Source organism: Streptomyces sp. NPDC046716 (assembly GCF_040645755.1).
In the GTDB taxonomy this organism is placed as follows: domain Bacteria; phylum Actinomycetota; class Actinomycetes; order Streptomycetales; family Streptomycetaceae; genus Streptomyces.
Map to the genome: position 1 here is coordinate 32,843 of NZ_JBEYYU010000033.1, position 23,894 is coordinate 56,736.

Sequence of the window (23,894 nt, forward strand, 5' to 3'; positions counted from 1 at the left end):
AAGGGAGGAGGAATCGTTCACGGCCACAAAGCCGGAGGCTACCGCCCGCGCAGCCTGCGTACGAGAATGCTGGCGTCGCCGCGCGACTCCAGGTCGGCCAGGACCACGGCGACGGCCTCGCGCACGATCCGCCCCCGGTCCACGGCGAGCCCGTGCTCGCCGCGGAGCACCAGGCGCGCGTGCTCCAGGTCCATCAGCTCCTCGGCGGAGACGTACACGGTGATCTTCTCGTCGTGCCGCTCACGGCCGCTGGGCCGCCGGTTCGCGGCGCGGGCGCGACGACGGGCCTGGCCCGTCCCCCGGCCCGACCCGCCAGAACCTTCCTGCGCACCGGCGGACGAGCGCCGTGCGGCCTTCTCGGCGGGCTCCGCGGCGGCGGACCGGCCGCGCGACCCGGAGTCGGACTCCGCGTCCGCGGCGGCGTGTTCGGCGGACGGCGTGGACTCGCCCTCGCCCTCCTCCGGGGCCGACGACGCGGCGGCCGCCTCGTCGCTCTCCCCGGCCGGCGCGGGCACGCGTGCCTCACCGTTCGCCCCACGTCTCGGCGACGACGCCTGCAGTGCCATGCCCCCGGTCGTACGGAACAGTTCGTCGGCCCCCGGCAGACTCACTCGGCGTGACACCGGGCGAGCACCTCCCTGGCGAGCTGGCGATAGGCGGCGGCACCGACGGAGTTGGACGCGTACGTGGTGATCGGCTCACCGGCGACCGTGGTCTCCGGGAAGCGGACGGTCCGGCCGATGACCGTGTGGTACACGTGGTCGTCGAAGGCCTCGACGACGCGTGCGAGCACCTCACGGCTGTGCACGGTCCGCGAGTCGTACATCGTGGCGAGGATGCCGTCGAGTTCGAGCTCGGGGTTGAGCCGCTCCTGGACCTTCTCGATGGTCTCGGTCAGCAGCGCGACACCGCGCAGTGCGAAGAACTCGCACTCCAGCGGGACGATCACCTTGTGGGCGGCCGTCAGCGCGTTCACGGTCAGCAGGCCGAGCGAGGGCTGACAGTCGATCACGATGTAGTCGTAGTCGTCCATCAGCGGCTTCAACGCCCGCTGCAGCGTGGACTCGCGCGCGACCTCGCTGACCAACTGCACTTCGGCGGCGGACAGGTCGATGTTGCTGGGCAGCAGGTCCATGTTCGGAACGGCCGTCTTCAGCAGCACCTCGTCGGCGGACATCCCCCGCTCCATGAGCAGGTTGTAGACCGTGAGGTCGAGCTCCATCGGGTTCACGCCGAGCCCGACCGACAGGGCACCCTGCGGGTCGAAGTCGACGAGCAGGACCCGGCGGCCGTACTCGGCGAGTGCCGCACCCAGGTTGATGGTCGACGTGGTCTTGCCGACGCCGCCCTTCTGGTTGCACATCGCGATGATCTTCGCCGGACCGTGGTCGGTCAGCGGTCCTGGAATCGGGAAGTACGGGAGCGGCCGCCCGGTCGGGCCGATGCGCTCACGGCGCTGCCGGGCAGCGTCGGGCGCGAGCGTGGCCGCGTACTCCGGATCGGGCTCGTACTCGGCGTCTGGGTCGTAGAAGTGTCCCTCGGGGGACAGTTCGTCGTAGTCGGCGAAGTGGCTGTGTGTGTCGCCACTTCGGTCGCCGGCCATGGCGTTCACGTGATGGCCATCCATGCTCTGGTGTGCTGTCTGCGTCGGCAACTGCTGGGGGCTCTGGGATGAGATGCCCCGATAGCCACTCTGGCGGGCCGCGAAGGTACGTACAGCGACGGAGCCGACAGCCTGAAGCCCCGCGGGTCCTTGTCCGCCTGGCTGGCCACCTCCGGGAGTAAATGTCGACTCATTCACAAGTCGTCTTACCTCCTTGGATGTGACCAGGAACATTTATCGATAGGTCAGCGTGGCACCATGCCGACGGTTTGCGACTCTATGGCGTGTCACCACTCCGCAGCAACACAATCCGCCGGACCCGGCACGATGTGTCGGCACTTCAGCGAGCGAAGAACACCCTCATGTCAAGGGCGTATGACGGTTCTTCGGCGGGTTTCGCAGGGGCGCGAATCGGTTAAAGGGTTACGTTCGCCGCGAGTTGACCGTGCCGACGCGCCCGCCGTGCCCCCAAAAGTACGGCCGGACCCCTCGCAAGGTCCGGCCGTAGGCGTGAGATTGACGACTCCCGTTGACGCGCGCCCGGTGCGGGCGGTCGGCGGGGAGACGGTCGGGGCGTCAGCCCAGGAGGGTCTCCAGCTCGACGTGGTCCAGGCCGTGGGCCTCGGCGACCTCCTTGTAAACGACCTTGCCGTCATGCGTGTTCAGGCCCAGGGCCAGGGCCGCGTCCCGGCGCAGGGCCTCGGCCCAGCCGCGGTTGGCGAGCTCGACGATGTACGGCAGCGTCGCGTTGGTCAGCGCGTACGTCGACGTGTTGGGCACGGCGCCCGGCATGTTGGCGACGCAGTAGAAGACCGAGTTGTGGACCGGGAAGGTCGGCTCGGCGTGCGTGGTCGGGTGCGAGTCCTCGAAGCAGCCGCCCTGGTCGATCGCGATGTCGACAAGGACACTTCCGGGCTTCATGCGCGACACGAGCTCGTTGGTGACCAGCTTCGGCGCCTTGGCGCCGGGGATCAGAACGGCACCGATGACGAGGTCGGCGTCGAGGCAGGCCTTCTCCAGCTCGAAGGCGTTGGAGACGACGGTCTGGATCTTCGTACCGAAGATCTTGTCGGCTTCCTTGAGCTTGTTGATGTCCTTGTCGAGCAGGGTCACGTGGAAGCCCATGCCGATGGCGATCTGCGCGGCGTTCCAGCCGGAGACGCCACCGCCGATGACGACGGCCTTGCCGGCGGCCACGCCCGGGACACCGCCCGGCAGCACGCCGCGGCCGCCGTTGGCGGCCATCAGGTGGTAGGCGCCGACCTGCGGGGCCAGGCGGCCCGCGACCTCGGACATCGGGGCGAGCAGCGGCAGCGCGCGGTTGGCGGTCTCGACCGTCTCGTACGCGATGGCGGTGGTGCCCGACTCCAGGAGCGCGTCGGTGCACTCCCTGGAGGCCGCGAGGTGCAGGTACGTGAAGAGCGTCTGGTCCTTGCGGAGGCGGTGGTACTCCTCCGCGATCGGCTCCTTGACCTTCAGGAGCAGGTCGGCGGTGGCCCAGACCTCGTCGGCGGTGCCGAGGATCTGCGCGCCGGCGGAGACGTACTCGGCGTCCGTGATCGAGGAACCCACACCGGCGTTCTGCTCGACGAGGACCTGGTGCCCGTGGCGCACCAGCTCGTGCACACCGGCGGGGGTGATGGCCACCCGGAACTCGTTGTTCTTGACCTCGCGGGGGATGCCGACCTTCATCGTCGATCACGGTCCTTGGCTCAGGGGATGTTTCGGGCAATGCACTACATACCAGTGCCCCGAGGGGCGCACCGGGAGACACCGCGGAAGGACGCGGCGGAGCCAGTCTAATGAAGGTCTTCCGGCTGTCTAGCCTTTCGATGCATCAATCTTCAGAGGATGCACTACGGATTTCGTAGGCGTTAGCGGCTTGTTCCGATGGGTTTGCTTCCGGACTGTCCTTCGCGCCTGCGGTGGTCTCGGTGTCCGCGGACGGCGCCGGTGCGAGTTCCTCTCCCAGCATGCGCTCGGCGGCACTGCGGTGCAGCTTGGCCGCGGCCGGGTCGCCGAGCCGCTCCAGGGTGTCCGCGAGCCGCACCTGGAGCGCCGCCTGGAGCCGTACGTCCTTGGCCTGCCGGGCCCACTCGACGGCCTCCTGGCACGTGTACAGCGAGTCCTCGGGACGCCCGGCGTACTCCTGCACGCGCGCCAGTTCGCTCAGGGCCCGCGCCTGGGACCGGACGTCGCCCTCCTTGCGGTACCCGGCCACGGCCGACCGCCAGCCGCGCAGCGCGTCGCCGTAGCGCCCCGCGTACGTGTGCACCGCCGCGATCCGGCCGTGCAGCCGCGCGGCGTCCGACCGCTCGCCCCGGGTGAGCCGCTGGGCGAGGGCCCGGCCGTACCAGTCGGCGGCCCGGTGCCAGTCCCCCAGCTCCTGGTAGGTACCGCCTACGGATTCCATCGCGCGGCCGGTCGCGTAGGGGTCGCCGGCCGCCCGTCCGGCGTCCAGCGCGGACCGGTAGCGGGCCAGGGCCTCCTGCGTACGTCCGGTCCGCGCGTCGAGGTCGGCGAGATTGAGCAGGGCCGCGGCCTTCTCGCGCGGCAGGTCACGGCGCTCGGCGACGTCCAGGACGAGCCGGTGGATGCCGTACAGCTCGGCGGCGGCGTCCTCGGGCCCGCGGTGCGCGACCAGGGCCCGGGTCAGGGCCGCCATCAGGCGCCGCGCCAGGGTGTCGAGGTCGCCGTCGGCCACGGCCAGCCGGGCCGCCGCGAGCAGGGTGGGCTGCCGTACCCGCAGCCATTCCGCGGCCACCTCCGGATTCGCGAACCGCAGCGCGCTGGGCAGCCCCGCGAGCTTCTTGCGCGCCGGGGAGCCGTCGGGCTCGGTGATCGCGCGGCAGGACGTGAGCAGCCGCACCGTGCGCTCCAGCATCCGGGCGCGGGCCAGCTGCACCTCGCCGGGCCGGTCCAATGTCTCGGTGAGCCCGCGCAGCAACGGCAGCAGACAGCCCGGCACCTCGTACTGCGGCAGCTCGGAGGCGACGCCCCGGACGAGCCCGAGCGTCACGAAGTCGTCGAGCGTGGTGCGGGCGGCGGACACCGAGCACCCGGCGAGCGCGGACGCGGTGTGCGGGTCGACGTACCCCTCGGGCGCGAGGGACAGGTATCGCAGTATCCGGGCGGCGGGCCCCGGAAGGGACGCGTAGGAGTGCCGGAACACGCGGGCGAGGGCCGGGCCGTCGCCGTCCAGCGCGTGCAACTGCTTGGCGAGGTCGGCGACGGACTCCTTCGGCCGTACGGCGAGCCAGCCGCCTGCGATCTCCAGCGCCGCGGGCTCCGATCCGCACACCTCCACCAGGGATTCGGCGGAGCGCGGGTCGCAGGTGATCCGGACGGAGCCGGTGTGCCGGGTCAGCAGCTCGACCGCGGACTTGGTGTCGAGACCGCCGATCGTGCAGGGCCGCACGTCGGGAATGCCGGTGAGAGGGCCTTCGGCGACGGCCACGACCAGGCAGTCCGGGGTCTCGGGCAGCAGCTCGTCCACCTGCTCGGCGCCGCTCGCGTCGTCGAGCAGCAGGACGACCCGGCGCACGGACAGTCCCTCACGCAGCCGCTCCGTCAGATCGTCGGCGGACTCGCCGGGCGGTGCGGGCAGGTCGAGCTCGTCCAGCAGTTCGCGGGCGACGCGCTCGGTCGGCACCGGGGTGCCGTCGGGCGCGGTGAGCCGGGCCCGGAGCGCGCCGTCCGGGTAGCGGTCGGCGATCTGGCGCAGCAGCTCCTCGGCGAGTGCGGTGCGGCCGGTTCCGGGGCGGCCCGCGATGAGCAGGACCCGGGCCCTGGGCGCCTTGCGGCCCGACAGGGTGTCCAGGCCGGCGCGCTCGATGTCGGCGCGCAGCTCTTTCAACTCGCGGCCGCGCCCGAGGAACTGAGGGGCCGTCAAGTCCAGACCCCCGCGCGTGCGGCGCCGCTTTCGGGCTCGCCCCGAGGGCTCCTCGACCGCCTGATTCGTCACGGGCCACGCTCCGTCTCACGCCAGCCCCTCCGGGGGTCGGCAGGGGCGATCCCGAGCCTAGTTCAGGGGGTGCCGCAGCCCCGGCCGTGCATCGCGGACGGGTCCCCCGATCGGATCAGCGGATCGTCTGCTTGTCGTCCGGCTGACGGCCGGTGGGGCTTCTCGCGCAGTTCCCCGCGCCCCTGGACGAGCGGAGCTCGTTTCAGGGGCGCGGGGAACTGCGCGAGAAGCGGCCACCGGCCGTGAGTCGACCGGCAGCCCGTTAAGGGGCGCGGGGAACTGCGCGACCAGCCCCCCACCGGCCGCGCTCGACCGACAACCCCTAAGAGGCCCCGGCCCCCGACGACAACCGGTACGCGTCCAGCGCCAAGGTCATCTCCATGAGATCCCGCGGCCGTGACAACGACCGCGCCGTCAACTGCTCGAGCCGCCGCAACCGGTTGAAGACCGTATTGCGGTGGCAGTACAGACGACCGGCCGCCCGCCCGGCGGACCCCTCGCACGCCAGCCACGCGTCCAGCGTCTCCAGCAGCACGGCACGATCGGCCGGTTCCAGCGCGAGGAGTTCACCGAACACGCCGGAGACGAGCCGCTGCGCCAGGTCAGGCTGGCTGACCACGAGCGCCGTCGGCATCCGGTGATCGAGCCGGACGACACCCGTGGTGTCCGCAGGACAGGTGCGCAGGGCGAGCTCGGCGAGCCGCCGGGCATGCCCCAGTTCCCCCAGACCGCGCACGACCGGACTCAGCCCCCCGGGCCCCGGGCACCGCCCGTCGAGCAGCACCGCCACGTCGTCGAGGGTGCGCCCCGCGCCCAGCGCCACCACGCCGACCTCGCAGTCGGCCCGCATGCGCCACACGAACCGGAAGTCGGGATCCTGGACCCGGCGATGGAACGTCTCCCGGCTGTCCCGGCGCTCCACCCGCAGCACGACCACGGCGTACGGACCGTGCTCGGGAAGATCGAGCCCGGCCGCGGCCCGGGCGGCGAGCCCCGGCGACGGACGGCCCTCCAGGAGCGCGTCGAGCAGCGCCTGCATCTGCTCGTCGGTACGGCGCCGCAGCTCGAGCTCCGTCGCCCGGTACGCCTCCGAGGCCGCCGCGGCCTGCGCGTCCACCGCCGCCCACACCATCGTCGCCGACCGCATCAGGGCCTTCAGCCGCTCCGGCTCGCCCCCCGCGCTCTCCATCAGCGCGTCCCACACCAGATAGCCCGCGTTGCGGTACGCGTGCACGAGCAGGTCGAGCGGCAGCCCCTGGCCCGCCCGGCGCCGGCCCGCCTCCTCCGCGTACGCCAGATCCCGCCGGGGCGCCTCCCGCGGCGCCGTGATCGTCTCGACGCCGATCCGGATGGCCTCCTCGGCCTCCCGCCACTGGGCGTCGTACGGCAGCACCCGCGCGTAGACGTCCGAGTGCGCGAACAGCTGCCGCAGATGCTCGTCGACCAGCTCGGGCACCCGGTCGAGAAGGGTCGTGCACGCCTCCCTGAGGAGCTTCCAGTCCTGTCCGGTGCGGTGTTTGCGTCCGCCCATCGTCCCTCCCCAACAGCCCGTAAAGCGACGGCAAAGGACTCGTTCGCTGCTGCGGAGGATGCCATCCCCGGCGCCCGTCCGGCAGGCCCCTGACACGGGGTCTTGTGCGCGCGCACAACCGGGACGGGCGGGCGCTGGGCCTGCGCAGCGTTTCCCCGGCAGTCCGTGGACGGGCCGCCCGCGCGGTGCTGTCGTGAGCGCCACCGGTCCCGTACCGGTCCAGGGAGGGACACACAAAGTGACCGATACGACCGATGCAAACGAAGCAGGCGGGCTCGCGGTCGACGGCGTATCCGTCGGCTACGGGCCCGTACGCGCCCTGCGCGACGTGACGCTGAACGTGCCGCGGGGAGCCGTCGTCGCCGTGCTCGGCGGCAACGGCGCGGGCAAGTCCACGCTGCTGCGGGCGATCTCGCGCACCCTCGACTTCCACGGCGGCGCCGTGACGTCCGGCGAGGTGCGGTTCGGCGGGCGGCGCGTCAGCGGGCTCAGCCCCGACCGGATCGTCGCCGCCGGGGTCTGCCAGGTCCCCGAGGGGCGTCAGGTGTTCGCCCGGATGACCGTCGCCGACAACCTGCGCGCCGGCGCCCTCGGCTCGACCGGCTCGCGGGCCGCGAAGGCCGCGGCCCTGCGCCGCGTCCACGACCTCTTCCCGGTCCTCGCCGACCGGGCCCAGCAGCGGGCCGGACTGCTCTCCGGCGGCGAACAGCAGATGCTGGCCGTCGGCCGCGCCCTCATGGCCGAGCCGCGACTGCTGCTCCTCGACGAGCCGTCGCTCGGGCTTGCCCCGCTGATGGCGGCCCGCATCGCCGACACCATCCGGGAGATCAACGCCCAGGGGGTCTCGGTCCTGCTCGTCGAACAGAACGCCGCGCTGGCGCTGCGTCTCGCCTCGTACGCGTACGTGCTCGATGTCGGGGAGGTCGCGCTGCACGGGCCCGCCGACGAGCTGGCCGGGTCCGACGAGGTGCGGCGGCGCTATCTCGGGGTCGTCGACGAGGACGCCGTCGCCGACGCGTCCGGTGGGGTGCGGGAAGCGCCCGTGCTGCGGGCCTGGGGAGGTGGCGACCGGTGAGCGGATCGTCTGCCCCTGTGCGCAGTCGCGCGTCCGGCGGCCGGTGGCCCTGCCTCGCGCAGTTCCCCGCGCCCCTTCGGGGCGCTGTCGAAGGAGGCCGCGATGAATGACGTACTGCCGCTTCACGTCCGGGACCTGACCGTGCGGTTCGCCGGGCTCACCGCGCTCGACGGGATCGGGTTCACCGTCGGGCCCGGCACCGTGCACGCCGTCATCGGGCCCAACGGCGCAGGCAAGTCCACCACGTTCAACGTGCTGTCCGGGGTGTACCGGGCCACCTCCGGCACCGTCCACCTGGGCGACACCGAACTCACCGGACTGCCCCCGCACCGGATCGCCGCGCTCGGCGTCGCCCGCACCTTCCAGAACCTCGCGCTGCCGCCGCGCACCACGGTCGCCGACAGCCTGCTGCTCGGGCGGCACCGGCTGACCCGGGCCGGATTCGTCGCGGCGGGGCTGCGGCTGCCCGCCGCCGTCCGGGAGGAACGGGCGCACCGCGAACGCGTCCGGGAGATCGCCGAGTTCGTCGGCATCGCGGACCAACTGGACACGCCGACCGGCGCCTTGCCCTACGGCGCGCAGAAACTCGCCGAGCTGGCCCGCGCCCTGTGCATGGAGCCGAAGGTGCTGCTCCTCGACGAGCCCGTCGCCGGGATGACCGCCGACGAGCGGCGCCGCACGGCCGCCGTGATCGCCGGCGTCCGCGACAGCCTCGGCATCTCGATCGTCCTGGTGGAACACGACATGGGAGTCGTCATGCGCCTCGCCGACGAGGTCACCGTCCTCGACTTCGGAAAGCGGATCGCCGGGGGACCGCCGGCCACCGTCCAGAACGACCCGGCGGTGATCCAGGCCTACCTGGGCGCCCCCGACGAACCGGAGAACGCCGCATGACCACCTTCCTCGAACTGCTCCTCAACGGCGTCTCGATGGGCTCCGTCTACGCCCTGATCGCCCTCGGCTTCGTCGTGATCTTCCGCGCCACCGAGGTCGTCAACTTCGCGCACGCCTCCCTGCTGCTCGCCGGCGGCTACGTCACCGCCTCGCTCCACGACGACATCGGCTTCTGGCCCGCGCTCGGCGTCGGCATCGCCGCCGCCGCGGTCGTCGGCGCCGCCGTCGAGTTCCTCGTCATGCGCCGCTACCGCGGCCACGACCACAGCGTCCTCGCCATCGTCACCATCGGCGTCGACATCCTGCTCACCACCGAGCTCACCCGCCGCCTCGGCACCGACGTGCTCACCCTCGGCGACCCCTGGGGCGACGCCGTCCTCACCGTCGGCGGCATCTCGATCGCGCACACCCGGATCGCCGCGTTCGTGGCCGCGGGCCTGCTCATCACGGCGTTCCTGCTCACCTTCCGCTACACCTCCTGGGGTGTCGCGATGCGCGCCGCCGCCGAGAAGGGCGAGACCGCCGCGCTGATGGGCGTACGGCTCGGAAGGGTGTCGCTCGGCGCCTGGGCCGTCGCGGGCGCCCTCGCCGCCGTCGCCGCGCTGTTCCTGACCGTCTTCCCCACCCCGGGCCTGGAGCGGGCCACCTCGCTCGCCGCCCTGAAGGCCTTCCCCGCCGCCATCCTCGGCGGCCTCGACTCCACCACCGGCGCCCTCGTCGGCGGTCTGATCGTCGGCGTCACCGAGTCCCTCGCCACCGGCTACCAGAGCGAACTCGCCTTCATGGGACGGGGACTCGGCGATCTCGCCCCGTACCTCGTGATGACGGTGATCCTGCTCCTGCGGCCCTCCGGACTCTTCGGCACCAAGGAGCTCGCCCGTGTCTGACACGCTCGCCCCGGCCCGGGCCACCCCCGCCGCCCCGCCCCGCACGTTCCTCACCCGCCGCCGCACCTGGGCCGCCGGCGTCCTCGCCCTCGTCCTGGTCGCCCTGCCGTTCTACGTGGACCGGTTCTGGCTCCAGGCGGGACTGTTCGCCATGGCCGCCGCGATCGGCGCCATCGGCCTCAACCTGCTCACCGGCGCCACCGGCCAGCTCTCCATGGGCCACGCCTTCTTTCTCGCCGTCGGCGCCTACGGCTACTGCGTGTTCGCGGGGGAGGAGGGCCAGACCGTCCAAGGCCTCGGGCTCCCGCCCTGGCTCGCCGCGGTGCTGGCCGTGCTCCTCGCGGGGCTGGCGGGCGGCCTGTTCAGCCCCATCGCGGGACGGCTCCAGGGCGCGTACCTCGGCATCGCCACCCTCGCGCTGATCTTCATCGGGCAGCACGTGCTGTTCAACGCCGAGGACCTCACCGGCGGCGCCAACGGCCGCGACGTCCCCGTCATGAACCTCTTCGGGCTCTCCTTCGACGACAGCGAGCTCACCCTCGCCGGAGTGCCGTTCGGCTCCGCCGAGAAGCTCTGGTACCTCGGCCTCGTGCTCCTGCTCGGCTGCGGGCTCTTCGCCCGCGGCGTGCTGCGCGGGCGGCCGGGACGCGCCATGAACGCCATCCGCGACCACCGCATCGCCGCCGGGGTCCTCGGCGTGCCCGTCGCCCGCTACCGGGGAGCCGTCTTTGTGCTCTCCTCGATGTACGCGGGCCTCGCCGGAGTGCTGCTCGCCCTGGTCTTCCAGCGCACCGTCCCCGACTACTTCGGCATCACGCTCTCCCTCGAATACCTCGCCATGATCGTCATCGGCGGTCTCGGCTCGGTGGCGGGCGCGGTCGTCGGTGCCGCGTTCGTCTCGCTGCTGCCCCAGATCCTCACCCGCTACAGCGACGCACTGCCCCTCGTCTCGGCTCCCGGAACCGGTGGCATCGCCCCCGGTGAGGCATCCCGCTACCTCTACGGCGCCGCCGTCGTGGCAGTGGTCCTCTTTCTGCCCGGCGGCCTGGTCCGGATCGCCGCCCGGCGCGCCCGGAAACACCCTCAGGAGGACGCATGAACACCCGTACCCGCACGCTCACGGCGGCAGCCGTGGCGGGGCTGCTCGCCCTCACGGCGGCCTGCAGCTCCAAGGCGAAGGACGACAACGAAGGCGACAAGCAGAGCGCGGGCGGGGTGAAGACCGGCCAGGGCATCTCCGGCAAGACGATCAACCTGGGCGTCCTCACCGACATGACCGGCGTCTACGCCACGCTCGGCAAGAGCGTCACGCAGGCCCAGCAGCTCTACGTGAAGCAGACCAACGCCGCCGGCGGCATCTGCGGCTACCAGCTCAAGCTGACCGTCCGCGACCACGGCTACGACCCGCAGAAGGCCGTCGCCGGCTACACCGAGCTGGAGCCGAACGTCCTCGGCTTCACCCAGTTCATCGGCTCGCCCTTCGTCGCCGCGGTCGAGAAGCGCATCAGCCAGGACAAGGCCCTCGTGCTGCCGCAGGCCTGGTCGGCGAACCTCCTCGGCGACCCCTACGTCCGCGTGATCGGATCGACGTACGACTACGAGACCATCAACGCCGTCGACTTCCTGATCAAGGAGAAGGGCCTGAAGAAGGGCGACAAGCTCGGGCACGTCTACTTCGAGGGCGACTACGGCGAGAACGCGCTCAAGGGCTCGAAGTTCATCGCCGAGAAGGCCGGGCTCACCGTCGTCGAGCAGAAGATCAAGCCCACCGACAACGACATGACCGCCCAGGTCGCCGCCCTGAAGAAGGCCGGCGTCAAGGGCATCGTGATCAGTGCGGGCCCGCGCCAGGCGGCCTCCCTCGTCGGGGTCGCGGCGGCGGCGAAGCTGGCCGCGCCCATCATCGGCAACAACTCCGCGTTCGCGCCCCAGCTGCTCGCCACCCAGGCCGGACCGGCCCTGGAGAAGAACTACTGGGTCGCCTCGCCGTCGCTGCCCATCGGCGCGGACACCGCGCAGGCGAAGAAGCTCGTCGCCGACTACAAGAAGGCGTACCCGAAGGACTCCCTGGACAACGGCGTCGTCGCCGGCTGGACCGCCGCGTCCGCCTTCGGCGACGCCCTGAAGAAGGCCTGTGCCGACAAGGACCTCACCCGTGAGGGCGTCGACAAGGCGCTGCTGACCCTGAAGTCCTTCGACAACGGCTTCGGCACCGCGCAGGACTTCACCGACCCCGAGGCCCCGTCCTCGCGCCAGTCGGTGATCCTGCAGCCCGACAAGACGGCGGTCGGCGGCATGAAGGTCGTCCGAGAGGCGGGCGAGGCCGACGAGGCCAAGGACTACGCGCCGTCGGCCGGCTGATCCCGGCCCCGCACACGAGAAGGGCCCCGAACCGACCGGTTCGGGGCCCTTCTCACGTCGTACGGGACTACGGCAGCTGCGTCGCCCGCGCCTCGCGACGGTTGTCGCGGAAGTTGTTCACCCGGCGGGCCGTGGCGAACAGCGGGATCACCGCGCCGAGCACCAGCTGCAGCGCACAGCCGGTCTGGAGCAGCAGCTGGCCGCCGGGGGCGTCGAACGCCCAGGCCGCGAGCAGCGCCATGCTCAGCACGATCCACGACAGCATCGCGACGGCGAGGCGGCCGCGCGGCTTCGGGTACTCGACCCGGCTCACCATCAGCCACGCCGTGCCGATGATCGCGAGGAGCGTCGCCACGAAGGGCAGCTCCAGCAGGACGATCGAGACGACCGTCAGCGCGCCGAACGGCGACGGCATGCCCTGGAACGTGCCGTCCTTCACCGTCACGCACGAGAAGCGCGCGAGGCGTAGGACGACCGCCAGGAGGACCACGATGGCCCCCACCGCCGCCACTCTCTGGTGCGCGTCGTCGGCGACCATGCCGTAGACGAGTACGAAGTAGGCGGGCGCCAGGCCGAAGCTGATGAGGTCGGAGAGGTTGTCCAGCTCCGCGCCCATCGGCGACGAACGCAGCTTGCGGGCCACCAGACCGTCGAACAGGTCGAAGATCGCGGCGGCCAGCATCAGGATCACGGCGGTCGCGGCGGAGTGCCGCGCCATGCCGGAGTCGTTGCTGCCCTGGATGTGCGGGATCAGGATGCCGGTCGTCGTGAAGTAGACCGCCATGAAGCCGCACGTGGCGTTGCCGAGCGTCAGGGTGTCCGCTATCGACAGGCGCAGTGAGAGCGGCATCTCCTCCGCGTCGTCACCCCCGTCGACGGCGTCTGTGTCACCCGCCCAGGTCTGGGCCTCGGGATCAGTCACGGTCAATGCGAGTCACCCCCGCTGTCGTCTTCTGGCCGACCTCGACGTCGACCTCGACCCCTTCGGGAAGGTAGATGTCGACGCGCGACCCGAAGCGGATCAGCCCGATGCGCTCGCCCTGCTCGACCTTCGTGCCCTGAGGGATGTAGGGAACGATACGACGGGCGACGGCACCGGCGATCTGGATCATCTCGATGTCACCGAGCTCGGTGTCGAAGTGCCACACCACCCGCTCGTTGTTCTCGCTCTCCTTGTTGAAGGCGGGAACGAAGCCACCGGGGATGTGCTCGACCGACGTCACCGTGCCCGCGAGGGGAGCGCGGTTCACGTGCACGTTCAGCGGGCTCATGAAGATCGCGACACGGGTGCGACCGTCCTTCCACGGCATGATGCTCTGCACCACACCGTCGGCCGGGGAGATGACCCGGCCCGGGGCGATCTCGCGCTCGGGGTCGCGGAAGAACCACAGCATGCCGGCCGCCAGAGCGGTGGTCGGGACGGCGAGTGCTGCTGCCTTCCTGGAACGACGCGAGCGCGCCAGGCTCAGTGCGGCCGTGGCGACGGTCGGAAGAAGCCACGGCGATGCTCCGCGCGCAAGGCGACCACCGAGGAAGCCGTCGCGTGGTGCAGAGGTTTGGCTGTGGGGCATGGATGACCTTCGTAGCGGATGAGGCCGCGCTGGTTACGGGGGGACGGCGGCTTTTCCCGGGATGGTATCGGTTGCGAGCCACAACTGGGCAAGCCAGGAAGCGACATCAGGCTGTGAGGCTCGGCCGAAGAGTGCCTACGGGGTGTGATCTTCTTCGCGAAGAAAACACCCCCAATGAGGACACTTCGGGTGGACTCAGCCTTGGAACCGGTACTCCTCGAGCAGACGCCGTCCAATGATCATTTTCTGGATCTCGGCGGTACCTTCGCCGATCAACAGCATCGGAGCCTCACGGTACAGGCGCTCGATCTCGTACTCCTTCGAGAACCCGTAGCCGCCATGAATGCGGAACGCGTCCTCCACGACTTCTTTGCAGTATTCGGAGGCCAGGTACTTGGCCATTCCCGCTTCGAGGTCGTTTCGTTCCCCGGAGTCCTTTTTGCGTGCTGCATTCACCATCATCGCATGGGCGGCTTCCACCTTGGTAGCCATCTCGGCCAGCTTGAACTGGATCGCCTGGTGCTGGGCGATGGCCTTCCCGAAAGTGTGACGTTGCTGGGCGTAAGCGACACCCAGCTCAAATGCACGCTGTGCGACGCCGCAGCCACGCGCCGCCACATTCACCCGCCCGACTTCGACACCGTCCATCATTTGGTAAAACCCTCGGCCGGTGGTGCCGCCCAGCACACGATTGGCTGGAATACGTAGCCCGTCCATGATGAGTTCGGTGGTGTCGACCCCCTTGTAACCCATCTTGTCGATCTTCCCGGGGATGGTCAGACCCGGCCGGACCTCGCCGAACCCGGGCTCCTTCTCCACCAGGAAGGTGGTCATCGACTTGTGCGGGGCCGTGCCTTCGGGATGACCTTCGTCACTTCGCGTGAGAACCGCCACAAGCGTTGACGTTCCGCCGTTGGTCAACCACATCTTCTGGCCGTTGAGGACGTATTCGTCGCCGTCCTTGACCGCCTTCGACGTGATCGCCGACACATCGGAACCGAGGCCCGGCTCGGACATCGAGAACGCGCCGCGCACCTCGCCGAGCGCCATCCGCGGCAGGAAGTGCTCCTTCTGCTCCTGCGTGCCGTGCTGCTTCAGCATGTAGGCGACGATGAAGTGGGTGTTGATGATGCCGGAGACCGACATCCAGCCACGCGCTATCTCCTCCACGCACAGCGCGTACGTGAGCAGCGATTCGCCCAGACCCCCGTACTCCTCGGGGATCATGAGACCGAACAGGCCCAGCTCCTTGAGCCCGTCGACGATCTCCTGCGGGTACTCGTCGCGGTGCTCCAGCTCGGTCGCGACCGGGATGATCTCCTTGTCCACGAAGTCCCGGACGGTGGAGAGGATCTCCTGCTGCACGTCGTTGAGGCCGTGGGTCTGGGCGAGTCGGCTCATGGTTACTTGCTCTCCCGAAGTTCCGGGCGGCCGGGCTGCTCGCCGCCGCGCTCCTTGATGTACGTCTCGGTCGGCACCATCACCTTGCGGCGGAACACGCAGACGAGCGTGCCGTCCTGCTTGTAGCCCTTCGTCTCGACGTACACGATCCCGCGGTCGCTCTTGGACCGCGACGGCGTCTTGTCGAGGACCGTCGTCTCGCCGTAGATCGTGTCGCCGTGGAAGGTCGGCGCCACGTGCTTCAGCGACTCGATCTCCAGGTTGGCGATCGCCTTGCCGGACACGTCCGGGACCGACATGCCCAGCAGCAGGGAGTAGATGTAGTTGCCCACGACGACGTTCTTGCCGAAGTCCGTCGTGCTCTCGGCGTAGTTGCTGTCGAGGTGGAGCGGGTGGTGGTTCATCGTCAGCAGGCAGAAGAGGTGGTCGTCGTACTCGGTGACCGTCTTCCCTGGCCAGTGCTTGTAGACGTCCCCGACGGTGAACTCTTCGTAGGTGCGGCCGAATTGCATGGTCGTCACGCCTCCGGGGCTTCGAACTTCGACGTGCGCCGCATGCCGGCCGCGCGTCCCTTGCCCGAGATGACCAGGGCCATCTTCCGGCTGGCCTCGTCGATCATCTCGTCGCCGAGCATCGCGGAGCCCTTCTTGCCGCCCGCCTCGGACGTGTAGTAGTCGTACGCGTCCAGGATCAGCTCGGCGTGGTCGAAGTCCTCCTGGGACGGCGAGAAGATCTCGTTCGACGCCTCGACCTGGCCCGGGTGCAGCACCCACTTGCCGTCGAAGCCGAGGGCCGCGGCGCGCTGGGCGACCTCGCGGTAGCCGTCCACGTTGCGGATCTGGAGGTAGGGGCCGTCGATCGCCTGGAGGTCGTTGGCGCGGGCCGCCATCAGGATCTTCATCAGGATGTAGTGGTAGGCGTCCGCGCCGTAGCCGGGCGGCTGCTCGCCGACGACCAGCGACTTCATGTTGATGGACGCCATGAAGTCGGCCGGGCCGAAGATGATCGTCTCGATGCGCGGCGAGGCCTCCGCGATCGCGTTGACGTTGTTGAGGCCCTTGGCGTTCTCGATCTGCGCCTCGATGCCGATCTTGCCGACCTCGAAGCCCATCGTCTTCTCGATCTGCGTGAGCAGCAGGTCGAGGGCGACGACCTGGTCGGCCGTCTGGACCTTCGGCAGCATGATGCAGTCGAGGTTCTGGCCGGCGCCCTCGACGACGGTCACGACGTCGCGGTACGTCCACTCGGTCGTCCAGTCGTTGACCCGCACGACGCGCGTCTTGCCCGTCCAGTCGCCCTCGTTCAGGAACTTGACGATGGTGTGCCGCGCCTCCGGCTTGGCGAGCGGCGCGCAGGCGTCCTCCAGGTCGAGGAAGACCTGGTCGGCCGGCAGACCCTGGGCCTTCTCCAGGAAGCGGGGGTTGCTTCCCGGCACCGCGAGACAGGAGCGGCGCGGCCGGAGACGGTTGACGGGGCTGGTCATGCGGGGACCTCCAACGGGTCGAGGTGGTTCGCTTTCCGGATCTCGTCGACGATACGGCCGATGATCTCCGTGATGCCGAAGTCCTTGGGGGTGAAGACGGCGGCGACACCCGCCCGCTTCAGCTCCTCGGCGTCGGCGTTCGGAATGATGCCGCCGACGATCACGGGGATGTCGGTGGCGCCCGCCTCGCGGAGCCGTTCGAGGACATCGGGCACCAGCTCGGCGTGCGACCCGGAGAGGATCGACAGGCCGACGCAGTGCACGTCCTCGGCGAGCGCGGCGGACACGATCTGGTCGGGGGTGAGGCGGATGCCCTGGTAGACCACCTCGAACCCGGCGTCGCGGGCGCGGACGGCGATCTGCTCGGCGCCGTTGGAGTGGCCGTCCAGGCCCGGCTTGCCGACCAGCAGGCGGAGCTTGCCGCCCAGCTCGTCCCCGGTGCGGCGGACCTTCTCGCGGACGAGGGCGAGAGGGGTGCCTTCCTCCGCGGTCACCGCGACCGGCGCCGAGGAGACGCCCGTGGGCGCCCGGAACTCGCCGAACACCTCGCGCAGCGCCCCGGCCCACTCGCCGGTCGTGACCCCGGCGCGGGCGCATTCGAGCGTGGCCTCCATGAGGTTCTCCGTGCCCTCGGCGGCCTCCTTGAGGCGGTCCAGGGCCTGCCGGGTGGTCGGGTAGTGGAACGGGTCGCCCATGCCCTGGCGGTCCGTCGACTCCTGACGGGTGGTGCGCCACTGATCGATGGCCGCGATCACGCCCGCCTCGACCCCGTGGTCCACCGTCATGATGGCGGTGTCCAGGTCGGCGGTGAGCGGGTTCGGCTCGGTGCCCTCGTAGCAGTTCACACCGATGATCTTCTCCTCGCCGGCCTCGATCCGCGCCCTGCGCTCGGCGTGCGAGGAGACCAGCTGGGACTTCAGATAGCCCGACTCGACGGCGGCCATCGCGCCGCCCATCTCCTGGATCCGGTCGATCTCGGCGAAGGAGTCGGCGACCAGCTCGTCGACCTTCTTCTCGATGACGTGCGAGCCCGCGAAGATGTCCTCGTACTCCAGGAGGTCGCTCTCGTGGGCGAGGACCTGCTGGATGCGCAGCGACCACTGCTGGTCCCAGGGCCGGGGGAGGCCGAGGGCCTCGTTCCAGGCCGGGAGCTGGACGGCGCGGGCGCGCGCGTCCTTCGACAGCGTCACGGCGAGCATCTCGAGGACGATCCGCTGGACGTTGTTCTCCGGCTGCGCCTCCGTGAGACCCAGCGAGTTGACCTGCACGCCGTACCGGAAGCGGCGCTGCTTCGCGTTCTCGATGCCGTACCGCTCGCGCGTGATCCGGTCCCAGATCCGCCCGAACGCCCGCATCTTGCACATCTCCTCGATGAAGCGGACTCCCGCGTTCACGAAGAAGGAGATGCGGGCCACGACGTCCCCGAACTTCTCGGCGGGGACCTGCCCTGAGTCGCGTACGGCATCGAGAACGGCGATGGCGGTGGACATCGCGTACGCGATCTCCTGGACCGGTGTGGCCCCCGCCTCCTGAAGGTGGTACGAGCAGATGTTGATCGGGTTCCACTTGGGGATGTTCGACACCGTGTAGGCGATCATGTCGGTCGTCAGCCGGAGGGAGGGTCCCGGCGGGAAGACGTGCGTCCCCCGGGACAGGTACTCCTTGACGATGTCGTTCTGCGTCGTGCCCTGGAGCGTGGCGATGTCCACGCCCTGCTCCTCCGCGACCACCTGATAGAGCGCCAGAAGCCACATGGCCGTGGCGTTGATGGTCATCGAGGTGTTCATCTGCTCCAGGGGGATGTCCTGGAACAGGCGCCGCATGTCACCGAGGTGGGACACCGGGACGCCGACCCGGCCGACCTCGCCGCGGGCGAGGATGTGGTCGGGGTCGTAGCCGGTCTGGGTCGGCAGGTCGAACGCGACCGACAGACCGGTCTGGCCCTTGGCGAGGTTGCGGCGGTACAGCTCGTTGGACGCCTCGGCCGTGGAGTGACCGGCATAGGTGCGCATCAGCCACGGCCGGTCCTTCTGACGCTCAGTCATGAGCCGGTGAACCTCCGTGAGATCAGACGTTGCGGAAGCGGTTGATGGCGTCGATGTGCTGGGCGCGCTTGTCCTGGTCGCGCACGCCCAGGCCCTCCTCGGGGGCGAGCGCGAGGACGCCGACCTTGCCCTGGTGGAGGTTGCGGTGCACGTCGTACGCGGCCTGGCCGGTGTCCTCCAGCGAGTACACCTTCGACAGCGTCGGGTGGATCTTGCCCTTGGCGATCAGGCGGTTGGCCTCCCACGCCTCGCGGTAGTTCGCGAAGTGCGAGCCGATGATCCGCTTCAGCGACATCCACAGGTAGCGGTTGTCGTACTCGTGCATGTAGCCCGAGGTGGAGGCGCAGGTGGTGATGGTGCCGCCCTTGCGCGTGACGAAGACGGAGGCGCCGAAGGTCTCGCGGCCGGGGTGCTCGAAGACGATGTCGATGTCCTCGCCGCCGGTGAACTCGCGGATGCGCTTGCCGAAGCGCTTCCACTCCTTGGGGTCCTGGGTGTGCTCGTCCTTCCAGAACTTGTAGCCCTCGGCGCTGCGGTCGATGATCGCCTCGGCGCCCATCGAGCGGCAGATGTCCGCCTTCTGCTCGCTGGAGACGACACAGATCGGGTTGGCGCCGCCGGCCAGCGCGAACTGGGTGGCGTAACTGCCGAGTCCGCCGGAGGCGCCCCAGATCAGGACGTTGTCGCCCTGCTTCATGCCGGCGCCGTTGCGCGAGACCAGCTGGCGGTACGCGGTGGAGTTGACCAGGCCCGGGGCCGCGGCCTCCTCCCAGCTCAGGTGGTCCGGCTTCGGCATCAGCTGGTTGGACTTGACGAGCGCGATCTCGGCGAGGCCGCCGAAGTTGGTCTCGAAGCCCCAGATGCGCTGCTCGGGGTCGAGCATCGTGTCGTTGTGACCGTCGCTCGACTCCAGCTCGACGCTGAGGCAGTGCGCGACGACCTCGTCGCCGGGCTGCCAGGCGTTGACGCCCGGGCCGGTGCGCAGGACGACGCCCGCGAGGTCGGAGCCGATGATGTGGTACGGCAGGTCGTGCCGCTTGGCCAGGTCGTTCGTGCGGCCGTAGCGCTCCAGGAACCCGAAGGTGGAGAGCGGCTCGAAGATCGAGGTCCACACCGAGTTGTAGTTCACGGAGGAGGCCATGACGGCCACGAGCGCCTCGCCCGGACCGAGCTCGGGCACCGGGACCTCGTCCAGGTGGATCGACTTGCGCGGGTCCTTCTCGCGCGTGGTGAGTCCTTCGAACATCTCCGTCTCGTCCTTGTGCACGGTGATCGCGCGGTACGAGTCGGGGATCGGCAGAGCGGCGAAGTCGGCAGACGTGGCGGTCTGCGACTGAATCGCGTCCAGGATGTCCTTCACGGTGTTGCCTCCGGCGAAGAGCGTTGAGGGAACGCTGGTCGGGGTGTGGCTGTACTGGGGCTGCGGTGGTGCTGATGAGGGGTGTGCCGTCGGTTCGGCGGGGTGGTGCTCCGGCAGCGCTTGGTGTGGCGCGGAAGGGTGCCTGTGACGCAGGCGTCCGGGCGCGCGGGCCGTGGCTCGCGGGGACAGTCGGCGTACGGAAGTTCTCCTTCCGCCGGCCGCCCGGACACCTTCAACGTATGGCACACCGTGACAGCTGGCAAGGCACTGCGTGCCATTGATGTCGCTCAGATGAAATCTTTACGCTTCAGGCGAGCGATGATCGATCATTCGAGGTCAGGGTGGGGTTATGGCTGGTCCGGGGGATCGATGATCGATCACGGGGGTGGTGGGTGGGCGCGCCCGGGCACGAAGAAGGCGTCTGACGTGGCACTGCGTGCCATGTCAGACGCCTGAGGGGTCTCGCGATCGGGTGCGGGCCGGTGGGGGCTGGTCGCGCAGTTCCCCGCGCCCCTGGGGCATGCGCTGCGCGCGGCCTCATCGATGAGATGCTGCACGGAGTGCGCATCTCAGGGGCGCGGGGAACTGCGCGAGAAGCCCCACCGGGCCGCGGCCGACGAACGGCCTACCGGTTACGGAGTGCTTCCTCGATGGTGCGCATGACCTCGGGCAGCGGAGCGTCGACGCGGGCCACCGTGACCACGACCTCACCGGAGTGCGACACCTGCGCCGCCGGGACGGCCTCGGCGGCGGCCGGGGTGCGGCCGGCGCCGATGCCCGTGCCGAACGTGCGCCGCACGATAGCGAAGGCGTGGTCGAGCTGGGTCTCCACATCGCCCTGGCCCCCGGCCCGCAGCCAGCGCCGCAGCACGTGGTTGTGGGCGGTCACGACGGCGGACGCGGCGACCTCGGCGAGCAGCGGGTCGTCGTTGCCGTCGTGGTGCGCCTCCTCGTCGAAGTGTCCGAGGAGATAGCGCGTGAAGAGCCGCTCGTACCGGGCGACCGAGGCGATCTCGGCCTCGCGCAGCGTCGGCACCTCACGGGTCAGCCGGTACCGCTCCACGGCCACCGTCGGCGACGACGCGTACATCTTCATGACTTCCTTGATGCCGCGGCACACCGTGTCCAGCGGGTGCTCGTGCGGCGGCGCCGCGTTCAGCACCGCCTCGGCGCGCACCAGGGTGTCGTCGTGGTCCGGGAAGATCGCCTCTTCCTTGGAGCGGAAGTGCCGGAAGAAGGTGCGGCGCGCGACCCCGGCCGCCGCCGCGATCTCGTCGACCGTCGTCGCCTCGTACCCCTTGGTGGCGAAGAGCTCCATCGCCGCGGCCGCCAGCTCGCGGCGCATCTTGAGCCGCTGTGCCGCGGCCCGGCTGCTCGCCGCGCTCTCCGGAGCCTCCGAGCCGCCGGCAACGGCGCTCGTGGCGGATGTACGGGAGGACCGGTCGGCCTTGGCAGCGGGCGTCATGCCCCGAACGTACTGCATGTACGTTCCAAGTCGCTCCCCGGTTGACGGGCCGCCCGACGCTCCGAGCAGCCCGCCCCAACCGGCCCCCGACTCCGCGTCCGGCTCAGCGCCGGGCATATTCGCGGAAGCCACGGCCGGTCTTGCGGCCGAGGCAGCCCGCGGCCACCAGGTGCTCCAGGAGCGGCGCGGGCGCGAGACCCGGGTCGCGGAACTCGCGGTGCAGCACCTTCTCGATGGCGAGGGAGACGTCCAGGCCCACCACGTCGAGGAGTTCGAACGGACCCATCGGGTATCCGCCGCCGAGCTTCATCGCGGCGTCGATGTCGTCCAGCGACGCGTAGTGCTCCTGCACCATCTTGACCGCGTTGTTCAGGTACGGGAACAGCAAAGCGTTCACGATGAAACCGGCACGGTCCCCGCAGTCCACGGGGTGCTTGCGCACCTTCAGGGTCAGATCGCGGACGGTCGCGTGCACGTCCTCGGCGGTCAGCACGGTCCGCACGACCTCGACGAGCTTCATCGCGGGCGCCGGGTTGAAGAAGTGCATCCCGATCACGTCCTGCGGCCGCGAGGTGGCCCGGGCGCACGCGACCACCGGCAGCGAGGAGGTGGTCGTCGCCAGGATCGCGCCCGGCTTGCACACCTTGTCGAACGTCGCGAACAGCTGCTGCTTGATCTCCAGGTCCTCCGCGACGGCCTCGAGCGCGAGGTCGACATCGGCGAAGGCGTCGTAGGAACCGGCCGGGGTGATCAGGGCGAGGGTGGCATCGGCGGCCTCGGCCGTCATCCGGCCCTTGTCGACAGAGCGCTTCAGGGACTTGCCGATCCGGGCCTTGGCCGCCTGCGCCTTCTCCTCGCTGCGGGCGGCGAGCACGACCGCGTACCCGGCCTTCGCGAACACCTCGGCGATCCCGGAGGCCATGGTCCCCGAGCCCGCGACGCCGACGGACTCGACGGTGCGCAAGGGCGCGGCGACGGCGTCGGTCAGCGGCGTCAGCGCGTCCCGCACCACCGTGGAGCTGCCCGGCTCCTCGTACGTGTAGAAGCCGCGGCCCGTCTTGCGCCCGGTCAGACCGGCCTCGCTGAGCTGCTTGAGGATCGGCGCGGGGGCGTGCAGCCGGTCCCGGGACTCGGCGTACATGGCGTCGAGGACGGTCCGGGCGGTGTCGATCCCGATCAGGTCGAGCAGGGCGAGCGGGCCCATCGGCAGACCGCAGCCGAGCCGCATCGCGGCGTCGATGTCCTCGCGGGAGGCGTACTTGGCCTCGTACATCGCGGCGGCCTGGTTGAGGTAGCCGAAGAGCAGCCCGTCGGCGACGAAGCCCGGCCGGTCCCCGACGGCCACCGGCTCCTTGCCCAGTTCCAGGGCCAGGTCGGTGACGGCGGCCACGGCGGCCGGGGCGGTGAGCACGGACGAGACGACCTCGACGAGCTTCATCGCGGGCGCCGGGTTGAAGAAGTGCAGGCCCAGGACCCGTTCGGGCCGTGCGGAGTCGGCGGCGAGCCGGGTCACGGACAGGGCGTTGGTCCCGGTCGCGAGGATGGCGTCGGGACGCACGATCCCGTCCAGCGCGCGGAAGATCTGCTGCTTGATCTCGTACGACTCCGGGGCGACCTCGATCACCAGGTCGGCGTCGGCCGCGGCCTGCAGATCGGTGAACGTACGGAACCGCGCGAGAAGGTCGGCCCGCTCCCGCTCGGTGAGGTGCTCGCGGCGCACCGCACGCGCCGTGGAGGCCTCCAGGGAGGCGACGGCCTGCGCGGTGGCGGCCTCGCTGATGTCGATGCCGACGACCTCGCGGCCGGCGCGGGCCAGGACCTCGGCGATGCCGGTGCCCATGGTGCCGAGGCCGACGACGGCGACCGTCGGAAAAGGGGCGGTACGGGACAGAGGAGCGTCCATCCGGGGACTCCAGGAAGTGAGGGTGACGACGAGGGGCGCACGCGGCGGCGCCAACGGGCGCGCGGCGTACGGGAGGCGGGCGGGCGATGCGGATGCCCGGACCCGGGTGAGAGGAGCGCCGCGCGCGAAGAGCCGCGCGACGTGCGGAGGTGAACCGACCGGCCCTGTCCCAAGCCGTGTCGTACCGAACCGACGAGCACTCGCGGTGGCTGCGTCACCAGGCCACCGGGAGGTGTACTGCGGGAAGTGTGCCCCGCTCACATGAGATTAACCGGCGAGTAACGAGCGCGCCAGCCCTGGACGTTGACGAGTCCGTGTGATCTACGTCGCCGCCGGCCCGGGGGGACGTAG

At 70.3% G+C, this 23,894-nt stretch carries 19 protein-coding genes; 5 read left to right on the forward strand and 14 right to left on the reverse strand.

All coding sequences use genetic code 11. The features are described from left to right. Window positions 1-38 precede the first annotated feature (38 nt). From ABZ930_RS24065 to ABZ930_RS24085, 5 genes are all read right to left on the reverse strand, one after another. Entirely contained in the window at window positions 39-623 is a 585-nt protein-coding gene (locus ABZ930_RS24065) for a hypothetical protein (protein WP_361551153.1), read from the reverse strand. After that, window positions 608-1,801 carry a ParA family protein gene (locus tag ABZ930_RS24070; RefSeq protein ID WP_361551156.1) on the reverse strand — a complete coding sequence of 398 codons (1,194 nt, stop codon included), beginning with the start codon at window positions 1,799-1,801 and terminating at the stop codon, window positions 608-610. The genes ABZ930_RS24065 and ABZ930_RS24070 overlap by 16 nt, the downstream gene beginning before the upstream one ends. Before the next feature lie 378 nt (window positions 1,802-2,179). Next, window positions 2,180-3,295: an alanine dehydrogenase gene (ald, locus tag ABZ930_RS24075; RefSeq protein ID WP_361551159.1), complete on the reverse strand. Its 1,116-nt coding sequence runs from the start codon at window positions 3,293-3,295 to the stop codon at window positions 2,180-2,182. A 145-nt stretch (window positions 3,296-3,440) separates the two neighbouring features. Beyond that, complete coding sequence (locus ABZ930_RS24080) at window positions 3,441-5,495, reverse strand: tetratricopeptide repeat protein (RefSeq protein WP_361551162.1); 2,055 nt, start codon at window positions 5,493-5,495, stop codon at window positions 3,441-3,443. Window positions 5,496-5,889: 394 nt separating this feature from the next. Continuing rightward, the gene (locus ABZ930_RS24085; protein ID WP_361551165.1) at window positions 5,890-7,098 is read right to left on the reverse strand and encodes a helix-turn-helix domain-containing protein; all 1,209 of its coding nucleotides are present in this window, start codon (window positions 7,096-7,098) and stop codon (window positions 5,890-5,892) included. A gap of 238 nt (window positions 7,099-7,336) precedes the next feature. Between ABZ930_RS24085 and ABZ930_RS24090 the strand changes: the two genes are divergently transcribed. The 5 genes from ABZ930_RS24090 (at window position 7,337) to ABZ930_RS24110 (ending at window position 12,315) form a co-directional block, all read left to right on the forward strand. After that, window positions 7,337-8,173: an ABC transporter ATP-binding protein gene (locus ABZ930_RS24090; protein WP_361551168.1), complete on the forward strand. Its 837-nt coding sequence runs from the start codon at window positions 7,337-7,339 to the stop codon at window positions 8,171-8,173. 102 nt (window positions 8,174-8,275) lie between these two features. Beyond that, window positions 8,276-9,067, forward strand: a complete 792-nt coding sequence (locus ABZ930_RS24095; protein ID WP_361551171.1) for an ABC transporter ATP-binding protein — start codon at window positions 8,276-8,278, stop codon at window positions 9,065-9,067. Continuing rightward, on the forward strand, window positions 9,064-9,954 hold the full coding sequence (locus tag ABZ930_RS24100) for a branched-chain amino acid ABC transporter permease (RefSeq protein ID WP_361551174.1): 891 nt from the start codon (window positions 9,064-9,066) through the stop codon (window positions 9,952-9,954). Before ABZ930_RS24095 ends, ABZ930_RS24100 begins: the two co-directional genes overlap by 4 nt. Then, window positions 9,947-11,053, forward strand: coding sequence for a branched-chain amino acid ABC transporter permease (locus tag ABZ930_RS24105; RefSeq protein WP_361551177.1), 1,107 nt, complete (start codon window positions 9,947-9,949; stop codon window positions 11,051-11,053). Before ABZ930_RS24100 ends, ABZ930_RS24105 begins: the two co-directional genes overlap by 8 nt. Continuing rightward, complete coding sequence (locus ABZ930_RS24110; protein ID WP_361551180.1) at window positions 11,050-12,315, forward strand: ABC transporter substrate-binding protein; 1,266 nt, start codon at window positions 11,050-11,052, stop codon at window positions 12,313-12,315. Before ABZ930_RS24105 ends, ABZ930_RS24110 begins: the two co-directional genes overlap by 4 nt. Window positions 12,316-12,382: 67 nt before the next feature. Here ABZ930_RS24110 and pssA read toward each other — a convergent pair whose 3' ends face one another. The 9 genes from pssA to ABZ930_RS24155 form a co-directional block, all read right to left on the reverse strand. Then, window positions 12,383-13,165: a CDP-diacylglycerol--serine O-phosphatidyltransferase gene (gene pssA, locus ABZ930_RS24115; RefSeq protein WP_351445425.1), complete on the reverse strand. Its 783-nt coding sequence runs from the start codon at window positions 13,163-13,165 to the stop codon at window positions 12,383-12,385. Window positions 13,166-13,229: 64 nt separating this feature from the next. Then, window positions 13,230-13,886, reverse strand: coding sequence for a phosphatidylserine decarboxylase (locus ABZ930_RS24120; protein ID WP_361551182.1), 657 nt, complete (start codon window positions 13,884-13,886; stop codon window positions 13,230-13,232). 195 nt (window positions 13,887-14,081) lie between these two features. Next, window positions 14,082-15,287 carry an acyl-CoA dehydrogenase family protein gene (locus tag ABZ930_RS24125; RefSeq protein ID WP_361551185.1) on the reverse strand — a complete coding sequence of 402 codons (1,206 nt, stop codon included), beginning with the start codon at window positions 15,285-15,287 and terminating at the stop codon, window positions 14,082-14,084. Between the two features lie 2 nt (window positions 15,288-15,289). Then, window positions 15,290-15,799, reverse strand: coding sequence for a MaoC family dehydratase (locus ABZ930_RS24130; RefSeq protein ID WP_361551325.1), 510 nt, complete (start codon window positions 15,797-15,799; stop codon window positions 15,290-15,292). Window positions 15,800-15,804: 5 nt separating this feature from the next. Beyond that, window positions 15,805-16,770 carry a CoA ester lyase gene (locus ABZ930_RS24135; protein ID WP_361551188.1) on the reverse strand — a complete coding sequence of 322 codons (966 nt, stop codon included), beginning with the start codon at window positions 16,768-16,770 and terminating at the stop codon, window positions 15,805-15,807. Then, window positions 16,767-18,815 carry a protein meaA gene (locus tag ABZ930_RS24140; protein ID WP_361551191.1) on the reverse strand — a complete coding sequence of 683 codons (2,049 nt, stop codon included), beginning with the start codon at window positions 18,813-18,815 and terminating at the stop codon, window positions 16,767-16,769. Before ABZ930_RS24140 ends, ABZ930_RS24135 begins: the two co-directional genes overlap by 4 nt. Before the next feature lie 22 nt (window positions 18,816-18,837). Further along, window positions 18,838-20,175, reverse strand: a complete 1,338-nt coding sequence (gene ccrA, locus ABZ930_RS24145) for a crotonyl-CoA carboxylase/reductase (RefSeq protein ID WP_361551194.1) — start codon at window positions 20,173-20,175, stop codon at window positions 18,838-18,840. A gap of 625 nt (window positions 20,176-20,800) precedes the next feature. Next, window positions 20,801-21,658 (reverse strand): TetR family transcriptional regulator, encoded by an 858-nt coding sequence (locus tag ABZ930_RS24150; protein ID WP_361551197.1) that lies wholly within the window; start codon window positions 21,656-21,658, stop codon window positions 20,801-20,803. A gap of 85 nt (window positions 21,659-21,743) precedes the next feature. Next, window positions 21,744-23,543 carry a 3-hydroxybutyryl-CoA dehydrogenase gene (locus tag ABZ930_RS24155; RefSeq protein WP_361551200.1) on the reverse strand — a complete coding sequence of 600 codons (1,800 nt, stop codon included), beginning with the start codon at window positions 23,541-23,543 and terminating at the stop codon, window positions 21,744-21,746. Between the last annotated feature and the right edge of the window lie 351 nt (window positions 23,544-23,894).

Bases quoted from the DNA above. Each gene is read 5' to 3' on its own strand.
- ald (WP_361551159.1), bottom strand. From the start codon at position 3,295: ATGAAGGTCGGCATCCCCCGCGAGGTCAAGAACAACGAGTTCCGGGTG.
- ABZ930_RS24085 (WP_361551165.1), bottom strand. From the start codon at position 7,098: ATGGGCGGACGCAAACACCGCACCGGACAGGACTGGAAGCTCCTCAGG.
- ABZ930_RS24095 (WP_361551171.1), top strand. From the start codon at position 8,276: ATGAATGACGTACTGCCGCTTCACGTCCGGGACCTGACCGTGCGGTTC.
- ABZ930_RS24100 (WP_361551174.1), top strand. From the start codon at position 9,064: ATGACCACCTTCCTCGAACTGCTCCTCAACGGCGTCTCGATGGGCTCC.
- ABZ930_RS24110 (WP_361551180.1), top strand. From the start codon at position 11,050: ATGAACACCCGTACCCGCACGCTCACGGCGGCAGCCGTGGCGGGGCTG.
- pssA (WP_351445425.1), bottom strand. From the start codon at position 13,165: ATGCCGCTCTCACTGCGCCTGTCGATAGCGGACACCCTGACGCTCGGC.
- ABZ930_RS24120 (WP_361551182.1), bottom strand. From the start codon at position 13,886: ATGCCCCACAGCCAAACCTCTGCACCACGCGACGGCTTCCTCGGTGGT.
- ABZ930_RS24125 (WP_361551185.1), bottom strand. From the start codon at position 15,287: ATGAGCCGACTCGCCCAGACCCACGGCCTCAACGACGTGCAGCAGGAG.
- ABZ930_RS24130 (WP_361551325.1), bottom strand. From the start codon at position 15,799: ATGCAATTCGGCCGCACCTACGAAGAGTTCACCGTCGGGGACGTCTAC.
- ABZ930_RS24135 (WP_361551188.1), bottom strand. From the start codon at position 16,770: ATGACCAGCCCCGTCAACCGTCTCCGGCCGCGCCGCTCCTGTCTCGCG.
- ABZ930_RS24140 (WP_361551191.1), bottom strand. From the start codon at position 18,815: ATGACTGAGCGTCAGAAGGACCGGCCGTGGCTGATGCGCACCTATGCC.
- ABZ930_RS24150 (WP_361551197.1), bottom strand. From the start codon at position 21,658: ATGCAGTACGTTCGGGGCATGACGCCCGCTGCCAAGGCCGACCGGTCC.
- ABZ930_RS24155 (WP_361551200.1), bottom strand. From the start codon at position 23,543: ATGGACGCTCCTCTGTCCCGTACCGCCCCTTTTCCGACGGTCGCCGTC.